This window comes from Phycisphaerae bacterium, assembly GCA_018003015.1.
Lineage (GTDB): Bacteria > Planctomycetota > Phycisphaerae > UBA1845 > PWPN01 > JAGNEZ01.
On record JAGNEZ010000001.1, the window covers coordinates 222,306 to 243,824 of the forward strand.

Sequence of the window (21,519 nt, forward strand, 5' to 3'; positions counted from 1 at the left end):
CCCCGGGGGCGAGTCCATCGGTCACTGTAAACACATGTAAAAAAGCTACTTACGTGAGATTCGGGGCCCCTCTTGGCGTTGGCTGGGCGAGAAACGCCCGTCCCGCTTCGTCACCCCCGATTCTCCTGCGACCCTACTCATCGCTCCGAATCCCCCGCCATCCGTCACGACCTTGCCGCCCTTGCCTCCCTGCAGCATCAACACAACTCGACGGCGACGGCCATGTGGCCCAGCAACCCCTTCTGCAGTATCCTCCCAATGGACCTCTGGAACTACGATGCACCACCGGCACTCGCTCTTCACGACCAGACTGAACGCGGTCGCCGCAGTGTGCGTTCTGTGCGCCGCCGGCGGCAGCCGGCTACCCGCCGCCGAGCAGAAGCTGGATGGCTCGGTAATCCAGAACCTCGGCGAGTGGCGGATCGAGTTCCGACCGGCAGACTCGACCCTTGTGTGCGTGCACGCCGCTTCGGGTGCAGAGATCACCGGCGCCCTTTCGTTTGCCGCCGAAATCGAAGGGAAGCGACAGCTCTGGTCGATCGGGCGGGCCCGCGATTCGGCTTCCGGGCGACTGTCGCTGATCGACGCGGCTGGCGATGTGCAGGGGTACCTGACCTTCAGCGGTTCCGGGGCACTGCTGAACGTCACCATCGCCCACCGCTCAGCCCAGTCCTACAAGGGTGAACTGGTCTTTCGCGCAACCGCTCGGTTTGGAGACCGCAGTTTCGCCTGCCGCACCCGCCCCCCGGTCGGCTCGCGCGTGGTCCAGATGGCCTCGGGACCGGCGGACAGCAGCCTGAACGACTCGCTGTTCGACGTCGATACCGACATAGCTCTGCGCCTGACCGGTCGAACCCTGGCGATTCACTCGCCGGCGGACCAGATCGGACCGCGTCGCTTTGAGCTGGTGATGAGTGCTTCACCCCAGGCAGCCGATGGCGCCACCCTCGCGTTCGAACTCCTCCGCGATTACTACCGTTCCCGTTATGTGCCGTCCTATCGTCCGATCGACAGGAAGAGATGCCCCTCGTCCCCCACTGGTTGGATGTCCTGGAACGTCTACTTCGACAAAGCCGGTGAGGAGGACAACCTGGCCGAGGCACGGCTCGGGGCTCGCTGCCTCAAGCCGTTCGGACTGGAGATCTGGCATATCGAGTCGTGGCAGGACAACTCGGACCGCTTGCCGGTCCGCAAGTTCCACAACCTGACGCTGCGGCCGGATCCGCGGAAATTCCCGCACGGAATGAAGTGGCTGGCGGATCGCATTCGGGAACTCGGTTTCCGGCCGGGCATCTGGACGGTTCCCTTCGGCACCGGCGACCGGGCATTCTACGACACCCACAAGAGCTGGTTCCTGCACCGTCCTGACGGAAAGCCCATGCAGAACTGGTGCGGCCACTACGTGCTGGATCCCTCCCTGCTCGCCGTCCGCCAGCACATGGAAGATACCCACCGGATCATGTCCCAGGAATGGGGCTACGAATACTTCAAGATCGACGGGATGTCCGGCCGCGGCCCGAGTTACTCCGCCCATTTCTATGAGCGTCCGGAGGTCCGGGCGGCCTTCAGGGAATCCTGTGAGGGTCCCTTCCGCTTGTGCGTGGAGGCCCTGCGGCGGGGACTGGGCCCGGATCGAATCTGGTTGGCCTGTCAGGGCCATTACACCGGCCCCGAAGTCGGCCAGGCCGACGCCGCCCGGCTCGGCGCGGATATCGTCAGTCCCAACGAGCCGCCCCACTGGGCCAACTACCTGCATCAGGCTCAAACCATTCTGAACCAGCTTTTCGTTCATAACATCGTCTGGTACAACGACCCCGATACCCTCCTGGTCGGTGAGGCGGCCCCGCTGAATACGGCCCGCATCGCCGCCACAGCGGTCGGCCTGCCGGGCCAGGTGATGTTCGCCGGCGACAGACTGGCCGTTCTCCCGGCCGAGCGCATGCGCCTTCTGCAGCAGTGCTTGCCAGTGTGCGATGTCCGGCCGCTGGATCTGTTCCCCCTGTTCGAGCTGCATCCGATCTGGACGCTGAAGATCTCCCGGCCGTTCGGCACCTGGGACGTGGTATCGCTCTTTAACTGGAAGGACGAGCCTGCCGAGCTCCGCGTGAGGTTTGACGAACTCGGCCTGCCCGAGGACCGCAACCACCTGGTCTATGACTTCTGGGGCCAATCGTTCCTGGGGAGCTTCCGCGAGTCCCTCAGCATGCCCCTGGCCGGCCGGTCGAATGCTCTGCTGGCGGTGCATCCCGACACCGGCCGACCGCAATTCCTTTCGAGTGACCGGCATATCACCCAGGGCGGCGTCGAAGTGGAGCAGGTTGCCTGGGACGAAGCCCGGAGCAGACTCTTCGGCCGCGTACGGCTGGTAGAGCACATGCCTGCGCGCCTGACCTGCCTTCTACCCCCGGGCTACGAGTTCGCCTCGGCCAAGGCCGGCGCTGGCGCTAAACTCAGGGCCGAGAGCCGGCCAGATCGCACCCTAGTCGTCACCCTGGAGGCGGCAGCCTCAGACACGGTGGCCTGGGAGATTGCCTGCACCCATCTGAACCCGTAAGCCGGTCGGATGATCGGGTGGCTGACGCGGCGGCCTCTTGGCTCAGAAGCCAGGCTTCATCGCGGCGACTTCGTCGCGGATCTCGCGCAGCACCGCGACGTGCTGCCCGGACCAGCGGTTCGGTGCTGCGGCGAACTCGTGGAGATCGTCACCCAGCCCGGCAGTCCGCGAGTGACGAAGCCGGCCGAGGAGCGTCTCGCGAATGCGGTCCGGATCGGCGATACCCTCGATCACCCCCCGGTGGCCGCTCTGCGATCCGGGCTGGCTCGGATTACCCCCGCCGCCGGCCGTCTCGATGATCACCTCGGCAATACCATAGTACCGCTGCAGCGGCCCCTGCCGCACTTCGACGTTCTGGATGTTCTCATAGGTGATGGTTACCTCCTGAATGACCCAGATCCCCCGCCGGATGCGAAGGCTGCGGTCGGTCATCACGTAGCGGGTGGTGTCAAAGCGAAGGTGAAGGGCGATGTAGACCACGATGTCGGGCAGGACCGCAAGGGCGAAGGCCGGCACCGCCAGCAAGAAGCCGGCCGGCGGATAGGCGACGGTGATCGCAACCCAGGCAATCAAGATGATGAGGTCCACGGGCAGCAAGCCCAGCCAGAACCAGAACTTGAGATAGCGCAGGAAAGCCGGAGACGGCCCGAAAGACTCGATCAGGCCGCCGGCCTGGACCGGGAGCGTGGGCGGCTCGGCGGGAACGCGGAACCAATCCACCAGCACCGCCCAGATGCCGCGGTAAACCCAGGCACTCGCCCGCTGTGTCGCGTCGTTCATGAGTTCGTCTCGCGCTCGATTCGCAGCCGGCGCAGCTGGTCACGGATCTCGACCAACACCGCGAGGGCTTCATCCTTCGGTTCGGCGGGACCGGTTTCCGCGTGCCCCTCGGGAAGATCACCTTTCGCCCCGCGCATCTGGGCGTAGAGGAAGTCCCGCAACTGCTCGACCTCGCGGATGCCCTCGATGGCCATCTCCGCTCCCGCCGACCCGGAGGCCGTCTGGACCGAGATCGTCGCCAAGCCCAGCCAGCGGTGCAGGATGTTTCGGGTGACGTGAATGTCCTGGATCCGGCGGTAGGTCAGATAGATCTCGCGACGGAAGAGAACGCCCCAGGACATGGACACGCCTTTGTCGTCGAAGCGATAACGCAAGGTGTGATACTTGCACAGCAGGACGGTCAGGGCGATGGGGAACCCCGGAAGCGTCAGGATGGCGACGAGCACGTAGTAGGTCAGCAGCACCGGATCGGGACGGGTGATGGCCCGAGGATCAAAGGCAGGTGGGCTTCGGTCATCGCTCATCGATATGGCTCCCGTACAGACCGGAAACGGTTCATCGTTCGGCTAGGATGCTGTCCTGGTGGCCGGGTCCCAGGTGATCTTCTTACCCCTGCGATAGGCGAGGTTGGCCAGGTGCGAAGGCAAGAGGGAACTGACCCCAAGCTGCACCGGGGCGTTGGGCTTGGCTCCAGCCCGCAGGCAGTCGATCCAGTTGTGCTGGTGCTCGATGCCCGCGGCCGGAATGTGGATCTGGGGCTTGGCGCGCGAACTGTCGGCCCAGACCTTGACGTCGTTGCCTCGAACCTCCATGGTTGCCTTGGTACCGTAGAGGATGAAGCCGTCGCCGTCGAAACCATTGGTGAAGTTGCCGATGAACTCCAGGCTGAACTCGCCGTAGTCGACCACCGCGTTGACCACGTCGGGGGTTTCCCAGTACTTAGTGGCATAGACGCTACCGTTGGCGACCGCGGATTTGGGCACCGGCTCGCCCATCAGCCAATGCACGTTGTCGATCACGTGCACGCCGACATCGGTCACCAGCCCGCCGGCATAGTCCCAGTACCACCGCCAGGCGGTATACCGCAGGGGTTCGAACGGCACCTTGTGTTTGCAGGGCTCCTGGAACTGGTCCCAATCGATCTTGGCGGTCGCGTAGTCGAGCTGTCCCACGGTTCGGGCGGCGGTCGCCTCGGGCGTGAACGGGTCCTCGCCGGCAATGTAGTTGCGGCAATCGAAAGCCCGAATGTGGCTGACCTTGCCGAGCAAGCCGTTGTCGATGAGCTTCTTGGCCTCGGCGTAGTGGCCCTGGCTGCGACGCTGGGTGCCGATCTGGATAACCAGGGTAGGGTTGTCCTCCGCCGCGGCGAGCATGGCAAAGCCCAGGTCGATGGTGAAGCTGAAGGGCTTCTCCTGATAGATGTGCTTGCCTGCCTGGCAAGCGGCGATGAACGGTTTGGCATGCCAGTGGTCCGGGGTGGCAATGACCACGGCATCGATGTCCTTGCGATCCAGCAGCTTGCGGTAGTCGCCGTAGCGGTCGATCTGGACGGCGGCATGGCCCTTTCGGGCCATCGTCTCGGTGAGGACCTTGGTGGTGTAGTCCATGCGGAACTCGGCCACGTCGGCCAGGGCCACGCAGACCACGTTGTCCTTCTGGCAACAAAGGTTGGTGTCGTGCGTACCCTGCCCACCACTGCCGATCAGTCCGAGCCGGATCTGGTCGTTGGCTCCGATCCTGCGAGCGGCGGCCGACGCGGTGCGAGTCTCTGTTGTCTTCCGTCCGGGCATGCTGCAGCCGCTGAGGGCGGCGCCTAAGACGGCCGCTCCGGTGGCCGCCTTACCGGACGAGGCCAGTAACTCGCGACGGGAGCACGTCTTCTCCGACTGCTTCAGGGCCATGGTCATATCCCTCATCCCGAAGAGGAGGGGCTCCAGGACCGGCGTCGATGTGGCGGAACAGGTCGAGAGGACGGTTCCTTGAACGAGCCTGTAAACAGGAGCCCAAAAAAGAACCACAATTGCTTAAGTACGGAGTCGGCATGTACGAAACATAGGGTACATCCCCCGGTACTGTGCGGTCAAGCGTCCCGGGGGCCTTCCTCGGCCGCATGTCGAGGCAGGACAGACGATATCGAGGCGGAAAAGACGGGAACAGTGGCTCGATCGGGGGTCTCGATTCATGGCTCGCGATTTGGCGTCGCTGGCGGAGGAGTACTCCGCCCATCTCAGCAGCGCTTGCTTGTGCCATCTGCATCACGGCACGGATCTCCCCTCCGATTGCACGATGCCCGACCACCCATTGGAAGTTGGGGGCCAAACCGGGTGGTCTCTGGAACAAGTGGAAGGTACGGACCGTCCGCGTGGCAGAGATCGGCTCAGGCTCATGGTCATCGACGATTGTGCGTTGATCCGGAGCATCACCCAGCGGATCGCCCAGCGGCTGGGCTTCGACACGCTCCCCATCCACGACGGCGCTTCGGCGCTCAAAGCCCTGGGGCAGTACCGGCCCGATTTCGTCGCTCTTGATCTGGAGATGCCGGGGATGGACGGGCTGACGTGCCTGCAAGCGATTCGGGCGGCTCAACCGGAGACACCGGTGATCATTCTCTCGGACACCCTGGACGAATCGAGTCGGAAGCTGTGTATGGATCTGGGAGCCGCGGACTGCATCAGCAAGCCGTTCACGGTGCCCGAGTTGGAGAGCCATTTTCATCGTCTGCGAACAATGCGGGCAGACCGCGACGAGATCATCCCGCCTACGTGATTGAGTCCGGCTGCTAGCTGGTGCGTGTCGTTCACCCACATCTCTCTGTCGTCCCAAGCCGGCACGCACCAGCTTATCCGCTTTCCCCGCCCGTTTGCCCCGCCATTGACGCCTGAGGGACTCTTCGCCACGATATCCGGGATGAGAAACGCAACACTTCTGGGCTGCCTGAGCGGGCTTGCGGTTGTGGGCACGGTTCAAGGCGCCGACCCGCCTCGGTCGCGGCCCAACATCATCGTCATCATGGCCGACGACATGGGTTTCTCGGACCTGGGCTGTTACGGCTCGGAGATTGCCACGCCGCATCTGGATCGGCTGGCCTCTGGCGGTCTGCGGTTCACGCAGTTCTACAACACGGCCCGCTGTTGTCCGACCCGAGCGGCGCTGTTGACCGGCCTGTATCCGCACCAAGCGGGGGTGGGCCACATGGTGGACGATCGGGGAGCGCCGGCGTATCAGGGTTACCTGAACGATCGATGCGTGACCATTGGAGAAGTGTTGGGTCAGAGCGGTTACCGGACGCTGATGGCCGGCAAATGGCATGTGGGCGAGCGGCGTCCGCACTGGCCGGTGGACCGCGGCTTTGATCGCTACTATGGTCTGGTCAGTGGCGGGAGCAACTACTTCCGGCTGGATCCAGGCCGGATCATGGCCCGGGACGATCAGCCCTGCAAGCCGGAGGGGGAGCGGTTCTACGTGACCGACGCCTTCACCGACGCGGCCATTTCGTTCCTCGAGGAGGAGCGTTCGTCCGGCAAGCCGTTCTTCCTGTACCTGGCGTACACCTCGCCGCACTGGCCGCTGCATGCCTGGCCGGAGGACATTGCCAAGTACCGTGGGCGATACATGATTGGCTGGGATGCTGTGCGGCAGAAGCGGCTGGCGCGGATGGTGGAGTTGGGGATTGTCGATCCGCGTTGGGGGCTGACGTCGCGTGGCCAGAAGGCCCCGGCCTGGGAGGAGGTTGAGGACAAGGAAGCCCGCGACCTGAAGATGGCCGTCTATGCTGCCCAGATTGATCGGATGGACCAGAACATTGGGCGGGTGCTGGCCAAGGTACGCGAGTTGGGCGTGGAGCGGAAGACGCTGGTCCTGTTCCTGGCGGACAACGGCGGGTGTGCGGAGGAGATTGACCGGGGCGTGCCGGGGGTTCCACCGGGTGGCAAGGACTCGTTTCTGAGTTACGGACTGCCTTGGGCGAACGCGAGCAACACGCCGTTCCGGCTGTACAAGCACTGGGTGCATGAAGGCGGGATTTCGACGCCGCTGATTGCCTTCTGGCCGGAGGTGATCCACAAGGGTGGTGGGCTCACCGACCAGGTTGGGCATCTGGTGGACCTGATGGCCACCTGTGTGGACGTAGCCGGAGCGATCTATCCGGTGACCCACAGGGGGCACGAGATCACCCCGCTGGAGGGCAAGAGCCTACTGCCCATCCTGGAGGGCAGGCACCGTGAAGGTCACGCGGCGCTCTACTGGGAGCACGAGGGCAACCGGGCTGTGCGGCAGGGCAATTGGAAGCTGGTTTCGCGGCATCCCGGCGGCTGGGAGCTGTACGACATGAGGGCGGACCGGACCGAACTGAACAATCTGGCCACGTCCCATCCGGAGAAGGTCAAGGAGTTGTCCGAGTTGTATACCCGCTGGGCCAAGCGAGTCGGGGTGCTGACGCCGCAGGAACTCGGTGAGATCAAGAAGAAGAAGCAGAGCTGAGGTCGCCCATGGCGTCGCCTGCGATCTTGGATGATCTGTTCTGCCCGGTCTGCGGCTACATGCTTCGCGGGCTGACCGAGTATCGTTGTCCGGAATGCGGGCGTCCGTTCGATCCGGCGAAGATGGTTCCGGAGCCGATCCCCTGGGTGCAGCGGAACCGGCTGGGCCGGATGCGCGCTTACCTCCACACGATGGTGATGACCACATTTCGCGTTCATCGACTCGCTGAGCAGGTCCGGCGACCGGTGAGCTACGGCGACGCTCAGCTCTTCCGATGGGTGACGGTTGTCGCTGCCTACGTACCTTGCGTGCTGATGATCCTCGCCTTTCGCCCCTCGAGCGGTTCGCGCCTTCTGTTTCGCAGTCTGTATTCCGGGCCGCCGACGATGGATCCCTGGACGGCGACGAGCGTGTTTGCGGCCGCGCTGCTGGCGCTGGTGGTTGCCACGGGCGTGCCGAGCTACTTCTTTCATCCGCGATGGCTGGACATTGAACTGCAGAATCGGGGCATTGCGATCAGCACGTACGCCTGTGGTCCGATGGGCTGGACCCCCGTGGCCTGCGTTCTCGGTTACGTCATTGCGGCACTTGTGGCGATGACCGGGGCGGCAAGGCTGGAGGATGCCGCGCGGGTTGCGGTGGCGAGCCTGCTCGTTGTTGAGCTCCTGTTGTGGTGGTTTGGCCTGGTTTACCTTTCGCGGCACATGACCGGGCGCGGTGCCGTGGGGGTATTCGTGGTGGCGCTGGCTGGTCCGCTAGTCTGGCTTCTGGCTGTCGGCCTGACGGTGGTGGCGGTGAGGTTCCTGGTTGTGTTCCCGGGGCTGATCTACCACAGCCTACGAGGATGACTTTGCTCCTTCCGAGGCGGATTCCGGGCCCGCCGACCGGCCGTTGAGGTAGAGGGTTGTCTTCGCGTCCGGATCCGGCCCGGCGAAGGACACCTGGGGCACCGCTCCCTTTTTTTGATAGTATAAACTACTATCAAACTCCAAAAGCGGACTGCTCGGCAGGTAGGGCAGGTAGTCAGGGACCAGGGCCTGAAGGGTTGCCGGCCGCTCACCATGGTCCAGCTCATACATCCGGATGGCCAGGACGGTAGCGGCCAGTCGCGCCCGGGCCAGTTGGTAGAAGCAGGTACGATGTAAATCGCGGGAAGACAGCACCGAGCCGCCGCCGAAGCCGTAGGCGGTCCGGCTCTGTCCCGGTCGCGGTGAGGTTTTCAGCCCGGGCGCGACCTGGGAGAAACAGGCTGCCTTGGCACCGGTGATCAACCCGCGATCGAATTGCCGCAGTTTCCTGCAAGTCGCAAGGACGAGCATTGGACGGACCATGGACAAGTACGCCCGTTCCAGATGGCTGATCGGCGGCGGGGCCAGCTGAAAACTCACGGTCCGGTCTTTCCCGCTGCTGAGCCTGCGGTCGGCATCGAAACTGACGGCCCTTTCGGCGTAGACTGCCCAGAGGAAGGCTTCCCGAATGGGGCGTTCATCCAGGAGCCGGTTGATAAGTTGTTGGCCGTGCTGTCGCGACGCGTGTCGAGTCGGAGCGGCTGTTGGTTCAGGTCCGGAGAAACGCAGGGTGGGGCTGAGATTCTCGATCGCGTTGGTCACGGAGTCGATGGTGCCCAGTTGAAGCCAGGCCACCGTGAGGGTGCGGTAGTGGGCGACGTGGGCCGCCAGACCGAGGGCGTCCTGCAGCGACCGGATGGCCTCGAGGTCGTCCCCCTGGAGATGGGCCACGTAGGCGGCGGTGACGATGCAGTCGCTGAGATCGTGGAAGTTGGAGAAGGGAGCGGCGCGGATCAGGGATGGGCCGGGGAACCCCCAATCCACATCGGGGAGTGCTCCGGCCTGACGGACCCACGAACGGGCTGCGGTGGTAGCAGCCATGAGCTGATTGAGTTCTGAGAGATGCTGGGGGACATCGGCCTTGTATCGGCCCAGGGACTTGAGGAGTCGGGTTTGGCCCTGGTTGAGTACCCATGCCTGCGTTGCCTTGACCAGCAGTGGAGCCGCGTTTTGATCCTCGGGCACGGGCGGCAGGAGGAAGTCCTCTGGGAAGAGCGGCTCGTCGGCGGCTTTGATGCGGGCGACTTCGGTCTCGTAGATGTGCCAAGCCTTGGCACTCCACCACCAGCGGGCGGCGGCCACAGCGAGGACGATCAAGCCGGCGGCGATGGTAATACGTCGGAGCCACCAGAACCGCGTGGGGATGGGTTTGACGAGGGTGCTGGCGTGGACGGGGGGTTGGGAGGACATGGTTTCAGCTTACCGTTTGGCACGGCAGCTGGACAGTGTCTGACGAAGCCGATTCCCTTCCAGGGTATCTCAGTAGCCCAGGGACTTCAGGTGCGAGTCGAAGTCGGGTGGCACGGGGGCGATCGGTTTGTCGGCATCGTGGGCGGCGTAGCGGAGCATGTTGCGTAGCAGGCGTTCGGCGGTGGGATCCTGGCCAAGGGCCTGGCGGACGCGGAGGGCGTTCAGGATGAAGCGGCCCTGGCCGAGCTTGTAGACCGTCAGCATCAGTTCGGCGCAGTTGTAGCCCATTCCGGTTCGGAAGGCGCCGGCCACGGCCTCGTCGGGCGTGTCCTGACCGGTGTATCTGAGGTCAGGAATGATCTCGCGGTAGAAGACGTAGTCCATCAGGCCGGTTGGCAGGCCGTCGAAGATGGGGTGCCGCTTAGCCCACTCGTCGCGGATGTAGACCTGAGGGAAGCGGTACTCGCTGACCAAGCCCATTGAGCCCTTGTTAGCCAAGGGGAGCCAGCCGAGCGGATTGCCTTTCTTCTCAAACACGTCCAGGGCCAGGAACACGGCCGTAGAGCCGGCGGCTATTCTCTCGACCAGTTCGCGCCATGCCTGGGCATCGCCGGCGCCGGCGGGCACCGCGGGCACGAGGATGACTTCTCGCCTGGCCGGTTTGCCGGGGGCAAACGGATGCGTCTCGATGCCGTGGTTTCTGAGCCATTGGGCGAGTTCCCGGTCCTCACCCCAGCGCGTGATGACGGTTTTGACGGTAGGCATATCGTGCGGATCGGTGACGTAGAACTCGACGGACTCGCCGGTGGCCGGGCCGCCCTTCAGGAGTCTCGCGACGAACCGGCACTTGCCCGACGGAGCGTCCACGGGCAATTCCTCGGAGAATACCGGGATTGCATAGGGTGGTTCGACGTTGCCGGTCTTCGCGGGAATGTTGACGGTGATGTTGCGTTCGATGAGGCGCTCCTCACCGGGGCCCAGCACCTGGAGCAGGGCTGGGTAGTTGCCCGGCTGGAGCACGTCTTCGCTGGAGAGGACGGCCTCGAACTTCACCGTGTCCCCGCGATAGACACTGACGGGTTCGGTGAAAAGGCACCAGCGCAGGGGGGCGAAGACGTCGCACATGGCGTCGAAGGTTCCGAGTTTATGTTCGCGGAAGGCGGTGATCACGCCCTCGGAGTAGGCCTCGGCGGTGTCATGGGTGCCGGTCAGGTTGTAGCCGACGATGGCCGGATTGGACCGCAGGGCGTTGATGCCCATGGTGCGGAGGCCAGCCATCCTGGCGAGGCACTTGTCGAAGAAATCTTCCGGGCTCGGGAATGCCTCTCCGAGTTTCCACCGATTCCAGTCGGCCATGAACCTGGCGAGCATTTCCTGGTAGCTCTTCGCCCCGGGGTAGGATTCCTCGCCCAGAGCCTCGTAATGGCGGAGCATTCTCGGGAAATGCGTCCCGCTGCCCATGCCGTATTCGGCGAGCAGGAGGGGGCGGTCGATGTAGGCTACGGTTCGGAGTCGCTCGATCTCGAGTCTCCGGTGCGGTGATCTCGGATAGGTGTGCAGGTCGCCCAACACGTTTTCCCACTCGCTGGAGCCGGGGTTGCTGATGCCTCCGATGTTGGGAGCGTTGAGGATCTCGCAGTTGGGATAGGCGGCGAAGGTCGTGGTGTCGGGCGACTGCCCGGGTGCGAGTGAGCCGTAGCACCAGGGGCCGTTGGGGTTGTGGGCGTTTGAGAAATCGGCGGCCAGGTCGAATCGGGCACCGCTGGACGACTGGATGGTTGCGTGGACTTCGGTGGTATCGGTCCAAGGTGCGAGCCCAGCCGCATCGGGGGCATAGCCTCCACCCCAGCCCACGATGAAGTCGAGGGTATCGCCGGCGGCGAGGTTGAGAGTGGCGGAGTGATTGCATTGGTCGCCCCAGCCACGGATATTGATGAAACCCGCATAGATTGGTTTGCCCGCGTGGAGCACGTGGACGTCGGTCGTTGAGAAGCTTCCCGTTCCTCTGAATTGGGCGGAGACGGTGTAATCGCCAGCCGCGGGCGCGGTCCAGCGGGCGACGCTGTACTCACCTTTGGTGCCGGGATTCAATGACACGGACTTAGCCGGCCAGAGCGGAACGTGATAGATGGCGTAGGGTTTGGAGTTGAAGAGGACGTTAGGTTGAGTCTCTTTGGCGGGCTTCCAGAGCTCCAGGCCGTTGAGGTAGGCGGATACGGCGTCGAAGCGCCCGCTGCCCAGCATCACCACGCGGGTTTCATCAAGAGCTCGCAGGAGGGGCAGGGCCTTCACCGCCTGGCGGAAGACGGGACCCTCGCCGGTTTCGTTCAGGAGTCCCCAGATCACGATGGCGGGATGGTTCCGATCGCGGCGGGCCATAGAAGCGACCTGCCGGTCAAAGCGTTCGGCCATGTTTGGGGAATCATAGAACATCCACGAGCTCGGGTTTTCCTCGTAGACCAGGAGGCCGATCTCGTCGGCCATATGGAGCTGGTTGCGCAGGGCGACCCGGCCGATGAACCGGACCATATTGAATCCCATGGCTTTGCAGCTGACCAGTTCGCTGCGTAGCACGCCCGGATCGCGCGGGAGGCAGTGTCCGACCGGCGCTTCGGCGGCCGTGTGCGAGGAGCGAAGGAAGATTCGCCGGCCGTTGAGGCGGAAGAAGCCGTTGTCGAACCTGAAATCCCTGAAGCCGCAGCGGGTGGAGGACTCGTTGAAGATGGGGGAGTCGGGCGTTGTCACTCGGACGGTAACGCGGTAGAGGATGGGATCGTTGAGATCCCACAGTCGCGGGTTGGGGACCTGGAGTTCGCCTTCGATCAGGGTGTCACCGGAGGGCGTTTCACGGGAGATCGTGATGGCGTCAAGCGTTTCACCGCTGGTGGCGGGGGAAACAGTGAACTCGATGTTGCACTTACGGGTGTTTGTTGTGGCGTTGCGGAGGTTGACCTGGGCGCGGATTCTGCCGGTTTTGGGATCGGCCCGGACGAAGAGATCCTCGACGCGGACTGCCGGCGTCAGCAGCAACTCGACGCTGTCCATGATTCCGCCGGTCTGGGTGAAGGCTGCGCCGCCATGCGGTGTCTGACGAAATGTGAAGCCCTCGATTGGCGTGTCGCCGGGGAGGAGGACGCGCACGGCGAGGCGATTGTCTGATCCGGGCTTGACCACGGCCGTCACGTCGAAGATGAATGGAATCATGGCTCCCTCGTGCGAGCCGACGTGGGTTCCGTTGACCCAGACGTCGGCCAGGTAGTCCACATCCCAGAAGCGAAGCAGGTAGCGGCCATCGGGGCATGGATTGGCTGGCATCTCGAGACTGCGCCAGTACCAGAAGACGCCGCAGTAGCCCGGGAACGTATCGCCGATGAACCAGGGGATCCTCGCGGGCTTAGCTTCGGGGCGAGGCTGCTGCCACCACTTCTCGGCGACGCCGACATTCGTCGGATCGATGGCAAGTTGCCAGCCGTCGCCGTCGAGCGAGATGACCTGACTGGCGATCGACGTTGTACCGAAAGCGGAGGCGGTCAGTACGAGCCACAAAGCGATGGTTGTTGAGGGCCGCACAAGAAGGTCCTTTCGTTGAGACTAAAGTCGGCAGTGGTTCATTCCGGCGAGGTCCCGGTCAAAGGTGGTTGAAGAGCAGGCGTCACAATGACCTTCATTTTCTGCGTGATCGGTTTCCCGTCGGCCTCGCATCGTGCGGTGACGATGTGGATACCAGCGGGGGTGAAGCGATGAGACAACTCTGCGTAGGACGGGTAGTTTGTCACCTTGGTGCCGTCGTCGAACTCGATGGTGATTGGGCCGCTATCGCCGCCCTGGAACCAGAGTCGGAAGGTGACCGGCTGGTTCGGGCGGATGTTCTCGGTGGGCGAACAGGTCATGAATAGGTGGGGCATGCCTTTTTCAGGGTTGAGCTTCGAGTAAACCTTGATCTGGCAGAAGTCTACGTCTTCGTTGCCCTGGCTGTCCTTAACCCAAAGTGCGGCGACATGGGCGCCGGGCTTGTCGAACACCTTTTCCACTTTGGATTGTCTGACCGTCTGTCCGTCGGGAAAGGCCCATTGCCATTCGACGATTCTGGCGCCGCCCCAGGCCAAGGAGCACGAGCCATCAAGGGTGACTTTCTCGCCGGCCATGGCGATCTGATGCGGCCGGGCCACGGCGAAGAGTCCCTTCGGATGGCGGGCCTGGTAGGCGGTAATCAGCCATGGATAGAGGTTGAGTCCACGGTTGGGTCTGTCGGCGGCGATGTGGCTGCGGGCCTCGTAGGATCCCACATGCAGGTGGGCGAAGTTGCCGGACGGCCCGGTCCGGCCGAGCAGTCCGATCTTCTGGCCCTGCCGGACCGACGCGTTCAACACGATGTCCGGCTCGACCGAGCTGAGATGGGCGTATTCCCAGAACAGGCCGTCGGGATGTCGGACGACAACGGAGCAGAGGTCCTCGCGGCTGGGCCAAAACAAGACGATCTGGCCGTCGGTGGCGCTGATCACCTCGTCGCGACCTTCGAAGCCGGCGGTATCGAAGCCGTAGTCGTGGTAGAAATGGTTGCCGCCGGGGTCGTCGTCGCCGAGGCCGAGGTGTACGGGTTCATTGTAGCATTGGGTGCCGTGGGAGAACAGGTGATGGTGGCGAAGCGGGTAGCGAAAGTGTCTGGTGTTGACGATGGGATCGGCGGCGTCCCAGATTGAAAGCCGGGCGGTCTTGGCGGTATTGCCCCAGCCGCTCGTGGAATCCACTTGAACGCGGAGGCCGGCGACTTCGGTTGGCATGACGTAGGGCATGCAGACCAAGTCGAGCGGCCGGCCGTCGATCTCGGCGCGGACTTCGGCTCGGCGCATCAGGTTGACCACGCTGTCGCGGTGTTCCCGGATGGCGAGAATACGGAGGGTTCGCTCGGCGCCGCTCCTGAGCTTGAAGGTGAAGGGTTCGTTGAGGTCGAGTTCGACGATCTGTTGCGAGGAATACGGTCGGATGAGCTGGTTGAGATCGATGCCCGATTCCTCGGCGTAAAGCGGGGCGGCGGCCGTGGTGATCAGCGACAGGGTCGACAGCAAGGTATGGCATGTTGGGTGCATGGCTCCTCCTCTCACGGGTTTTCGGCCTGGTATGGCGTCAGGGTCCGGTCTTGATGAGCCCGCTGACGACGCGATGGGCCTCCTCCGCGGCGAGCACGTTCTTTTCAACCAGGAGTCTGGCGGCCGCGGAGGCCACTGCAGTCCTGTCGCGGGCGTTGCGGTTGGCCCAGTCTGAGAGTGAGGCCATCTGGTCGCCGCGGACGAAGTTCCATGCAAAGCCTTGTTTCTTGTCCCGGTCGAAGACGTAGTGATGCGTTTTCCACCAGCCGACGAGGGCGGCCGTTCCGTCGGCCACGCGGCGGGCGCAGTCGTGGTCGTCGCGGGCCGGTCCGTTGATGGCGGTCAGCAGGCCGATTCGGGCGGTTGTGTGGGCCGCGAGGATGTCGAGGTAACGTTGGGGTCCGCCGGGAATGCAGCGGGCTGCATCGCCGGTCAGGGTGGTGCCGCGGAGGCGATCCGGGAGGTCCCTGGGCAGGCGATCGAGAGGCAGGGTGAGGGACTGCCATGCGGGGAGCAGGAGGTCGGCGGGGCCGCCGAGGAGCTGGGCGAAATCGCGGAGCACTTCTTCATCGCCGCGATCCAGGTAAGCCGGGTCCCAGGCGCCGCGGGCGAAGAGGTAGACATTGGGGAGGACCATGATCGGTTGTTGGGCGTTGCCCATGACGCCGGCGGCTTTGGATGCCAGATGCATCTCCTCCTTGAGGATTCGGCGTATGGCGTCGAACTGAAGTGTGGCGGCCGGAGGCGAAGGTTCGAATTCGATGGCTTCGTAGCAGAGGATCATGGAGCGGTCGATGAGATCGAGTTGTTCGGCGAGGGCGACGTTGACCCGGCCATTGCCCCAGCCCTGGCCGTGGCTGCGGCCGGGGATGATTTGCCAGGGTTCGGGCAGACGCTGTTTAAGGAGGGTCATGGCGGCCTTGGAGAATGGGGTGAGATCGCCCTGCCAGAGCGGGAGCTTCCTTCCCCATCCGGCCCAGATCCAGGGGATCACCATCTGGTGAGGCGGATCGATGCCCCAGGCGTCCAGTGTCTGGCGGTCTGCCTGGAAGATGCGAAGGAAGTCTTCGGGGCTGGCGTCTGGGTAACCGCCGGGGTCGCCGTCAATGGTCACATAGGCGTCTGCGTTATTGACGACGCGGAGCATGGACCGGCGATGGGCCAGGAACAGATCGGCCTCGCCGGGTTTGTTCAGGTGGACGGTCTGGTAGGTTCGGAAGGGATTGCGGTCGGCGAAGGGTTGAGTGGCGATCTCGGAAGGCGAGGTGAGATTCGGCGTCAAGACCAGCCAGCAGCGGAGCCCGCTGGTGCGGGCGTCGGCAATGACGTCGCGGACGATGCCGAGCGAGGCCGCGTCCTGGGCGCTGATCGGGGTGGGGATGGCCTCGATCTGCGGCCAGTACATGACGATGTCGAAGCCCAGGCGGCGCAGCAGTTCGAACATGCTGCTGAAGTCGGCTCGCGACCAGGCGTGGGGTGCGAAAGGGTGATCGAAGGCCCATCCGCAATGCAGATAGAAGCCACGGTGTTTGAATGCCGGCCGGCCGGGGAATGGGGCGGGCACGGTGGGCGATGTAGCCTGTGGGGAGAGAAGCTCGACGGGCGGGCGTATGGGCTTGACTTGGGCTGACGAGGTGGTGGGACGAACGGCCCCCACTCCGAGGAGCATGGTCAACAGGGACACGGGAATCCGGGTCTTGAGCATGGCCAGTCTCTCCACTTATTGAACCGGTCGATACACGAAAAGTGCGGCTGCAGGACGATCGCCCAGGTTCACGCGTAGGCCTTCGCCCATCAGCTTAGCGCCGGCCGACCTTTGCGTGCTGCCGGTATCGAGGTTCTCCACGATGTAATCTGTCCCGGGGGCGAGTCCGTTCAACTGGAACGTCCGTGCGTCATCGTTGGCCTGAGCGCGCCGGAAGGCCTGCACGACGCCTTCGCCCTGGTCGGGCCGGTGATACTGCCAAGCCATCCACTCGCTGCCCGAGGCGCTGTAGGGGGTCAGCGGGTAATAATCGCCGTTGAGGATGTGGACGCGGAGACTGCACCACTGATCGAGCAGCTTACGGTGAAGATCGTAGTTGGCCTTCGGGGTGAGGTCCCAGCAGGAAGTGAAGCTGGGCCCCATCTGGCTACGGAAGATGTAGGGCAGGTCCTTGGGGTCGGAGTGCATGATGCCGGTGCCCCAGAAGGGAATCCAGTCGGCAAGTCCGTAGGTCTGGCACTGCTGGCCGACGGGCTCACCCCAGGTATCGCTGCGTAGCAGGGGCACAGACCGGCGCAGCGTCTCCACGTCGTTCCGCCGGCCCCCGGAGGCGCAATTGTCGATAGGCATTTGCGGGTGCCGCCGGATGAGCTCGTCGTAGTAGGCGAGGAATCCGGTGACGTACTTGATCTCGGTGACGCCCTGACGGTCGGGTGGGTCGTTGGCCCGCCAGAAGATCAACGGCTCGATGTTGAAGTCATGGCGGTAGTAGTCGATCCCCTGCTCGCGGAGGACTCGGTCGGTGTTGTCCGTGACCCACTTGAGGGCCTCGGGATTCCCCAGATTAAGGACGGTACGGTTCTTGAGGGGCATGCCCTGGTTGATCTCGGCCTCGTGGCCGGGGGGGGCTTTGAGCAGCCATTCGGGATGATTTTCGACGATCCAGTTACCCGGGCCGGGGTAGTAGTGTTCCGGCTCGAACCAGGCGATCAGCTTGATGTGGTTCTGATGGAGGTAGTTGCTCAGCGACTTGAGCCCCCTGGGGAACCTGACCGGATCGGGGTCATAGAGAGCGTTAAAGACATAGGTTTTGTCATCCAGTGCGAACCAGGACAGGTCGCACCACCAGTAGTCGTAGGCGATGTTCTCTTCCTGGTAGCGTTGGATCCAGGCTCGCTGGTTCTCTTCGGTGATGCCGAAGTAGCCGAACTGGTTGGCGTTGCAGACGTTGAGCTGAGGCGGCAGCCGCTTGCCGCCGGGTCGTGGTGAGTTGTGGGTGTTCATCCAGCGGCGCCAGAGGTTCTGGGCGCGTCGATGGTCGCTCTTCCAGGGTTCCAGGACAACGAGTGGCGAGCGCAGCTCCTCGCCGGGCAGGAGCTTGAAGCGAGTGATTTCCTGGCCGGCGGTCACGTGCAGCGATTCAGCGTCGTCGCGAATGAAGGAAGCGGACCACTGGCCAGGCCAGCCGATGGCGATGACCCATCCCCCTTCTGGTGATTGGACGTTGAAGTAGGGAAACTCGGTGCTGCACGGCCGGCCGCCGTTGGGGGCGAAGCGTTTGGCCTGCCCGGGGGCGAGGGTGATTGGATCCGGCTTGTAGATATCCGCCCCGCCGTCACCGACGGTGCGATGTACGATGAACTCTCCTGCCGATGCTCGCTTGATGGTCAGGTCCAGGGCCATGACTTCCGAGATCAGGGGCGTGTCGTCCTGGCCGGCGTTCTCGAAGTACAATGTCCACTCGATCATTGGCAAATCGGCGTAATCGACGACGACACACCGGACGCTGAGGTTGGTCTTGGGGTCGGTCCAGGTCAGGGTTTGCTGTGTTCGGGCATTGTCGAGTGTGCGGGTTTCGGCCTTCTTTGGCCACGCGGCCAGCAACTCCGCGGATGGCTGCCCGCCGTAGTTGAAGGAGAACGGCAGCCGGGGTGCCGAGGCCGAGAAGTACTGGTTGATCCATTGGCTCTTCGGCCGCATTTCGTCGGAGGTGGCGGGCTGGGGTGTCTGGCCGAGGGTGGTCCCGAACGCCGCCGCGACCCACAGAGGGAGACACACAGCGATCGCTTTTCGAGTCAGCGGATTCGTCATTCGCGTCATTTCTGGTCCTTTCGAGTCACGCATGGTCCACTGCAACGGTTCGGAAAGCAACTTGGGTTCGCGTTGCCGGCTACTGGCGCCGGAATCGCAGGACTTCGGATTCACCGCGGCCGAGGGGAATCGTCAGGCCGGCCAGTAATTCCCGGCCGGCGAGGTTACGCACGTGACTGCCGTCCGTGTGGCTGAGCTTGTACTTCATGTCCGGCTCGATGCCGCAGAGCCGCACCTCCACCGACGCGTAGGCTGATTCTTGCGGCCGCAAGATCACGAGGAAGCCTTCACCGGTCGTCGGATCGTTGAACTGCCATCCGACCCACTGGGCGAGGTCGAAGGTCTGGGGGAGGAGCGGGTAGTAATCTCTGTTGAGCAGATGGCGCACGGTCTTGTAGGCGGTGATGGCCTGACGCACGCGATCGCGGGCTGGGGGGTCCAATCGAGTCCAATCACAGGCGAAGCCCAAGGGACCGGCGAAGAGGCTGTGCAACTCGAAGCAATTCGCCGAAGATGAGGCTGGGAGATTGGTGTTCAGCAGGACGCCGGGCAGGAATCGGTTGCCGCCTGTCTCTTGCGAGCGGGCCGCGGTCAAGTTGCCCGTTTCATCGCTTTTCCAGTAGGTGTGGGCGCGGCGCATCGTCTCGAGGTCGATCCGCCGGCCGCCGCTGGAACAGCTCTCGATGAGCAGATCGGGGTACTTGCCGCGGAGGCGATCGAACAGCTCGTACTCGCCTTCCAGGTAACGAATCTGGGTGAGGCCCCGCGTTTCAGGCTGGTCGGTGCGGTCCCAGCCGGCGAGCGGATCGAAGTTGTAGTCATAGCGGATCCATTGGACGTGTCCTTCGTCGATGAATCCGCACATCATGTGAAAGAGCCACTGGCGGGCTTCGGTGATTTCCATCTTGACGCGGTTGCCATCGACCCAGTCGGGATGTTCGCGGCAGAGCCGGGTGCCGGGCTCGGCACGGGCGGGTTCGAACCATAGCCCCAGCTTCATCCCCTTATCGGCGACGTACTTGCCGATCGGGGCCAGGCCGTTGGGGAACTTGGCTCGATCCAGGATCCAGTTACCGACGCCGCCGGGAAAACCGCCTTCGAACCAGCCCGAGTCGATGCAGAAGTACTCCAGTCCGAGGTCTGCGGCGGCATCGGCCTGGCGCTTGAGCATATCCTCACTGACGGCGTTTTCGAAGGTGAACCAGTGATTCCACGAGACCGGCGGCAGCGGCTTCTTGTCCCCCAACAGGGCGACGTAGCGGTCGTAGAGAATGCGTCGCAAGGCGTTGGAGCCGGTCGGCGGATCGCCTCGATAGAGACCCAAGAGCACACTTGGCGAGAAGATCTTCTCGCCGGGCGGCAGAGCCAGACTCATGTTCGGCATTTCGATCGTGACTCTCGTGCCATGGGCTGCATCGGGGCGGAAATCTGCCTGCCACTGTCCCGACCAGCCAATGCCGACGAAGAGGCCGGTCTGGGCGAGGCCATGGTGAAGCTGAAAGAAGGGAAGGTCCTTAGCGGAGGATCGGCCGCCTGCGGCCGACAGGGTGACAGGCGACGCGAGGTTCGACTCTGAAATCAGGAACGCCGGGGCCTCGCCGAGAGGCACGAAAGGGCCCGTCAGGCCCCCGGTGCTATGGATCAGTTGGAAGGAGCGGGCTTCGGAGAGCTGCAGATCGAGGGCGTAGACGCTCGTCAGCGGTTTGGCCGGTGTTTTGCCGCGGTTCTCGAAGAACCAGCGGAAATCCAAAGCATGGTGGTCCTTGAACACCTCGGCGTGCCAGGTAGCCGCCAGGCCGGTCGGCGATTCCAGCCAGGTGATCTCGTGAATACGGCTGTGCTGTGTTTCCACCGGCGGCTTGGTCGTTCGCGCCCAGTCCTTGAGCAGGACTCGCGAGGACTGGCCGCCGTAAGAAAACGACGCGGGGGGAGCGTTGGCACGAAGGGCTCTTACGAGGGCAACGGCGGCACTGAGCTGAAGGGTTTTGCCGCTCGCGTCGATCAGACGGGCATCGCCCCAATCGCTCTGGTCGTAGGAGATCCCATCGCCGGCGTCGGTTACGATCAGCTCCAGTTGCCGGACGTCAGCAATAGACACCTGAATGTGCTGGGGTGGCTGGCCGTAGCGGCAGACGGGTGTTCGAGCCAGCTCGCGGTTGTCACCCTTGACCACGAACACGGCGCTGGCCTTGTCGCGCCCGCGCGAGGTGTCGTCGTTGTGGTCGATGCCCACGTCGGCGGCGAATGTCTCCATCGGCGATTCGATCTGGAAAACGACGCGACCGTTGGCATGAGTCCCGAGGCCGTCCTTGTAAGTTTTTTCACCGATCCGCAGCGGCGTACGTGTGTGGCAGGAGGCAGCCACCGTCAATGTGCCGTAGTCCTGAACGGCACTGACCATCCACACAGGCAGCGGCAAGTCGGACTGCTCCGACGGCAAGCCGATGCTCGACAGGAAGTGGTTGAAGTCGCCTGATTCATCGGCCAAGGCCAGGGCGTGATGTCCTGCAAGACACGCCAAGGAGACGGCGATCACACGAGTCATCATATGCGGCTCCCTTTCGA

At 63.6% G+C, this 21,519-nt stretch carries 13 protein-coding genes; 4 read left to right on the forward strand and 9 right to left on the reverse strand.

Features of this window, described 5'->3' with window-relative positions:
* Positions 1–277: 277 nt before the first annotated feature.
* Positions 278–2,554 (forward strand): alpha-galactosidase, encoded by a 2,277-nt coding sequence (locus tag KA354_00770; protein ID MBP7933151.1) that lies wholly within the window; start codon positions 278–280, stop codon positions 2,552–2,554.
* Between the two features lie 42 nt (positions 2,555–2,596).
* Here the strand turns inward: KA354_00770 and KA354_00775 are convergent, their stop codons facing one another.
* The 3 genes from KA354_00775 to KA354_00785 form a co-directional block, all read right to left on the reverse strand.
* Entirely contained in the window at positions 2,597–3,334 is a 738-nt protein-coding gene (locus KA354_00775; GenBank protein MBP7933152.1) for a PH domain-containing protein, read from the reverse strand.
* Positions 3,331–3,798, reverse strand: a complete 468-nt coding sequence (locus KA354_00780) for a PH domain-containing protein (GenBank protein ID MBP7933153.1) — start codon at positions 3,796–3,798, stop codon at positions 3,331–3,333. The genes KA354_00775 and KA354_00780 overlap by 4 nt, the downstream gene beginning before the upstream one ends.
* Positions 3,799–3,900: 102 nt before the next feature.
* Positions 3,901–5,235 (reverse strand): Gfo/Idh/MocA family oxidoreductase, encoded by a 1,335-nt coding sequence (locus tag KA354_00785; protein ID MBP7933154.1) that lies wholly within the window; start codon positions 5,233–5,235, stop codon positions 3,901–3,903.
* A gap of 280 nt (positions 5,236–5,515) precedes the next feature.
* On the opposite strand from KA354_00785, the gene KA354_00790 reads away from it, so the two are divergent.
* From KA354_00790 to KA354_00800, 3 genes are all read left to right on the forward strand, one after another.
* Positions 5,516–6,100 carry a response regulator gene (locus KA354_00790; protein ID MBP7933155.1) on the forward strand — a complete coding sequence of 195 codons (585 nt, stop codon included), beginning with the start codon at positions 5,516–5,518 and terminating at the stop codon, positions 6,098–6,100.
* Between the two features lie 141 nt (positions 6,101–6,241).
* Complete coding sequence (locus KA354_00795) at positions 6,242–7,813, forward strand: arylsulfatase (GenBank protein ID MBP7933156.1); 1,572 nt, start codon at positions 6,242–6,244, stop codon at positions 7,811–7,813.
* Positions 7,814–7,821: 8 nt separating this feature from the next.
* Positions 7,822–8,661, forward strand: a complete 840-nt coding sequence (locus KA354_00800; protein ID MBP7933157.1) for a zinc ribbon domain-containing protein — start codon at positions 7,822–7,824, stop codon at positions 8,659–8,661.
* Here KA354_00800 and KA354_00805 read toward each other — a convergent pair.
* The 6 genes from KA354_00805 to KA354_00830 all read right to left on the reverse strand — a co-directional run bounded on the left by KA354_00805 (position 8,650) and on the right by KA354_00830 (position 21,502).
* Positions 8,650–10,071, reverse strand: a complete 1,422-nt coding sequence (locus tag KA354_00805) for a hypothetical protein (protein MBP7933158.1) — start codon at positions 10,069–10,071, stop codon at positions 8,650–8,652. The genes KA354_00800 and KA354_00805 overlap by 12 nt on opposite strands.
* 69 nt (positions 10,072–10,140) lie before the next feature.
* A complete protein-coding gene (locus KA354_00810) occupies positions 10,141–13,641 on the reverse strand; it encodes a glycoside hydrolase family 2 (protein MBP7933159.1) in 3,501 nt (1,166 codons plus the stop codon).
* Positions 13,642–13,679: 38 nt separating this feature from the next.
* On the reverse strand, positions 13,680–15,158 hold the full coding sequence (locus tag KA354_00815; GenBank protein MBP7933160.1) for a peptidoglycan DD-metalloendopeptidase family protein: 1,479 nt from the start codon (positions 15,156–15,158) through the stop codon (positions 13,680–13,682).
* A 37-nt stretch (positions 15,159–15,195) separates the two neighbouring features.
* Positions 15,196–16,863, reverse strand: a complete 1,668-nt coding sequence (locus tag KA354_00820; GenBank protein MBP7933161.1) for a hypothetical protein — start codon at positions 16,861–16,863, stop codon at positions 15,196–15,198.
* Between the two features lie 15 nt (positions 16,864–16,878).
* Positions 16,879–18,963: an alpha-galactosidase gene (locus KA354_00825; GenBank protein ID MBP7933162.1), complete on the reverse strand. Its 2,085-nt coding sequence runs from the start codon at positions 18,961–18,963 to the stop codon at positions 16,879–16,881.
* A 70-nt stretch (positions 18,964–19,033) separates the two neighbouring features.
* Positions 19,034–21,502, reverse strand: a complete 2,469-nt coding sequence (locus KA354_00830; protein MBP7933163.1) for an alpha-galactosidase — start codon at positions 21,500–21,502, stop codon at positions 19,034–19,036.
* Positions 21,503–21,519: the final 17 nt, after the last annotated feature.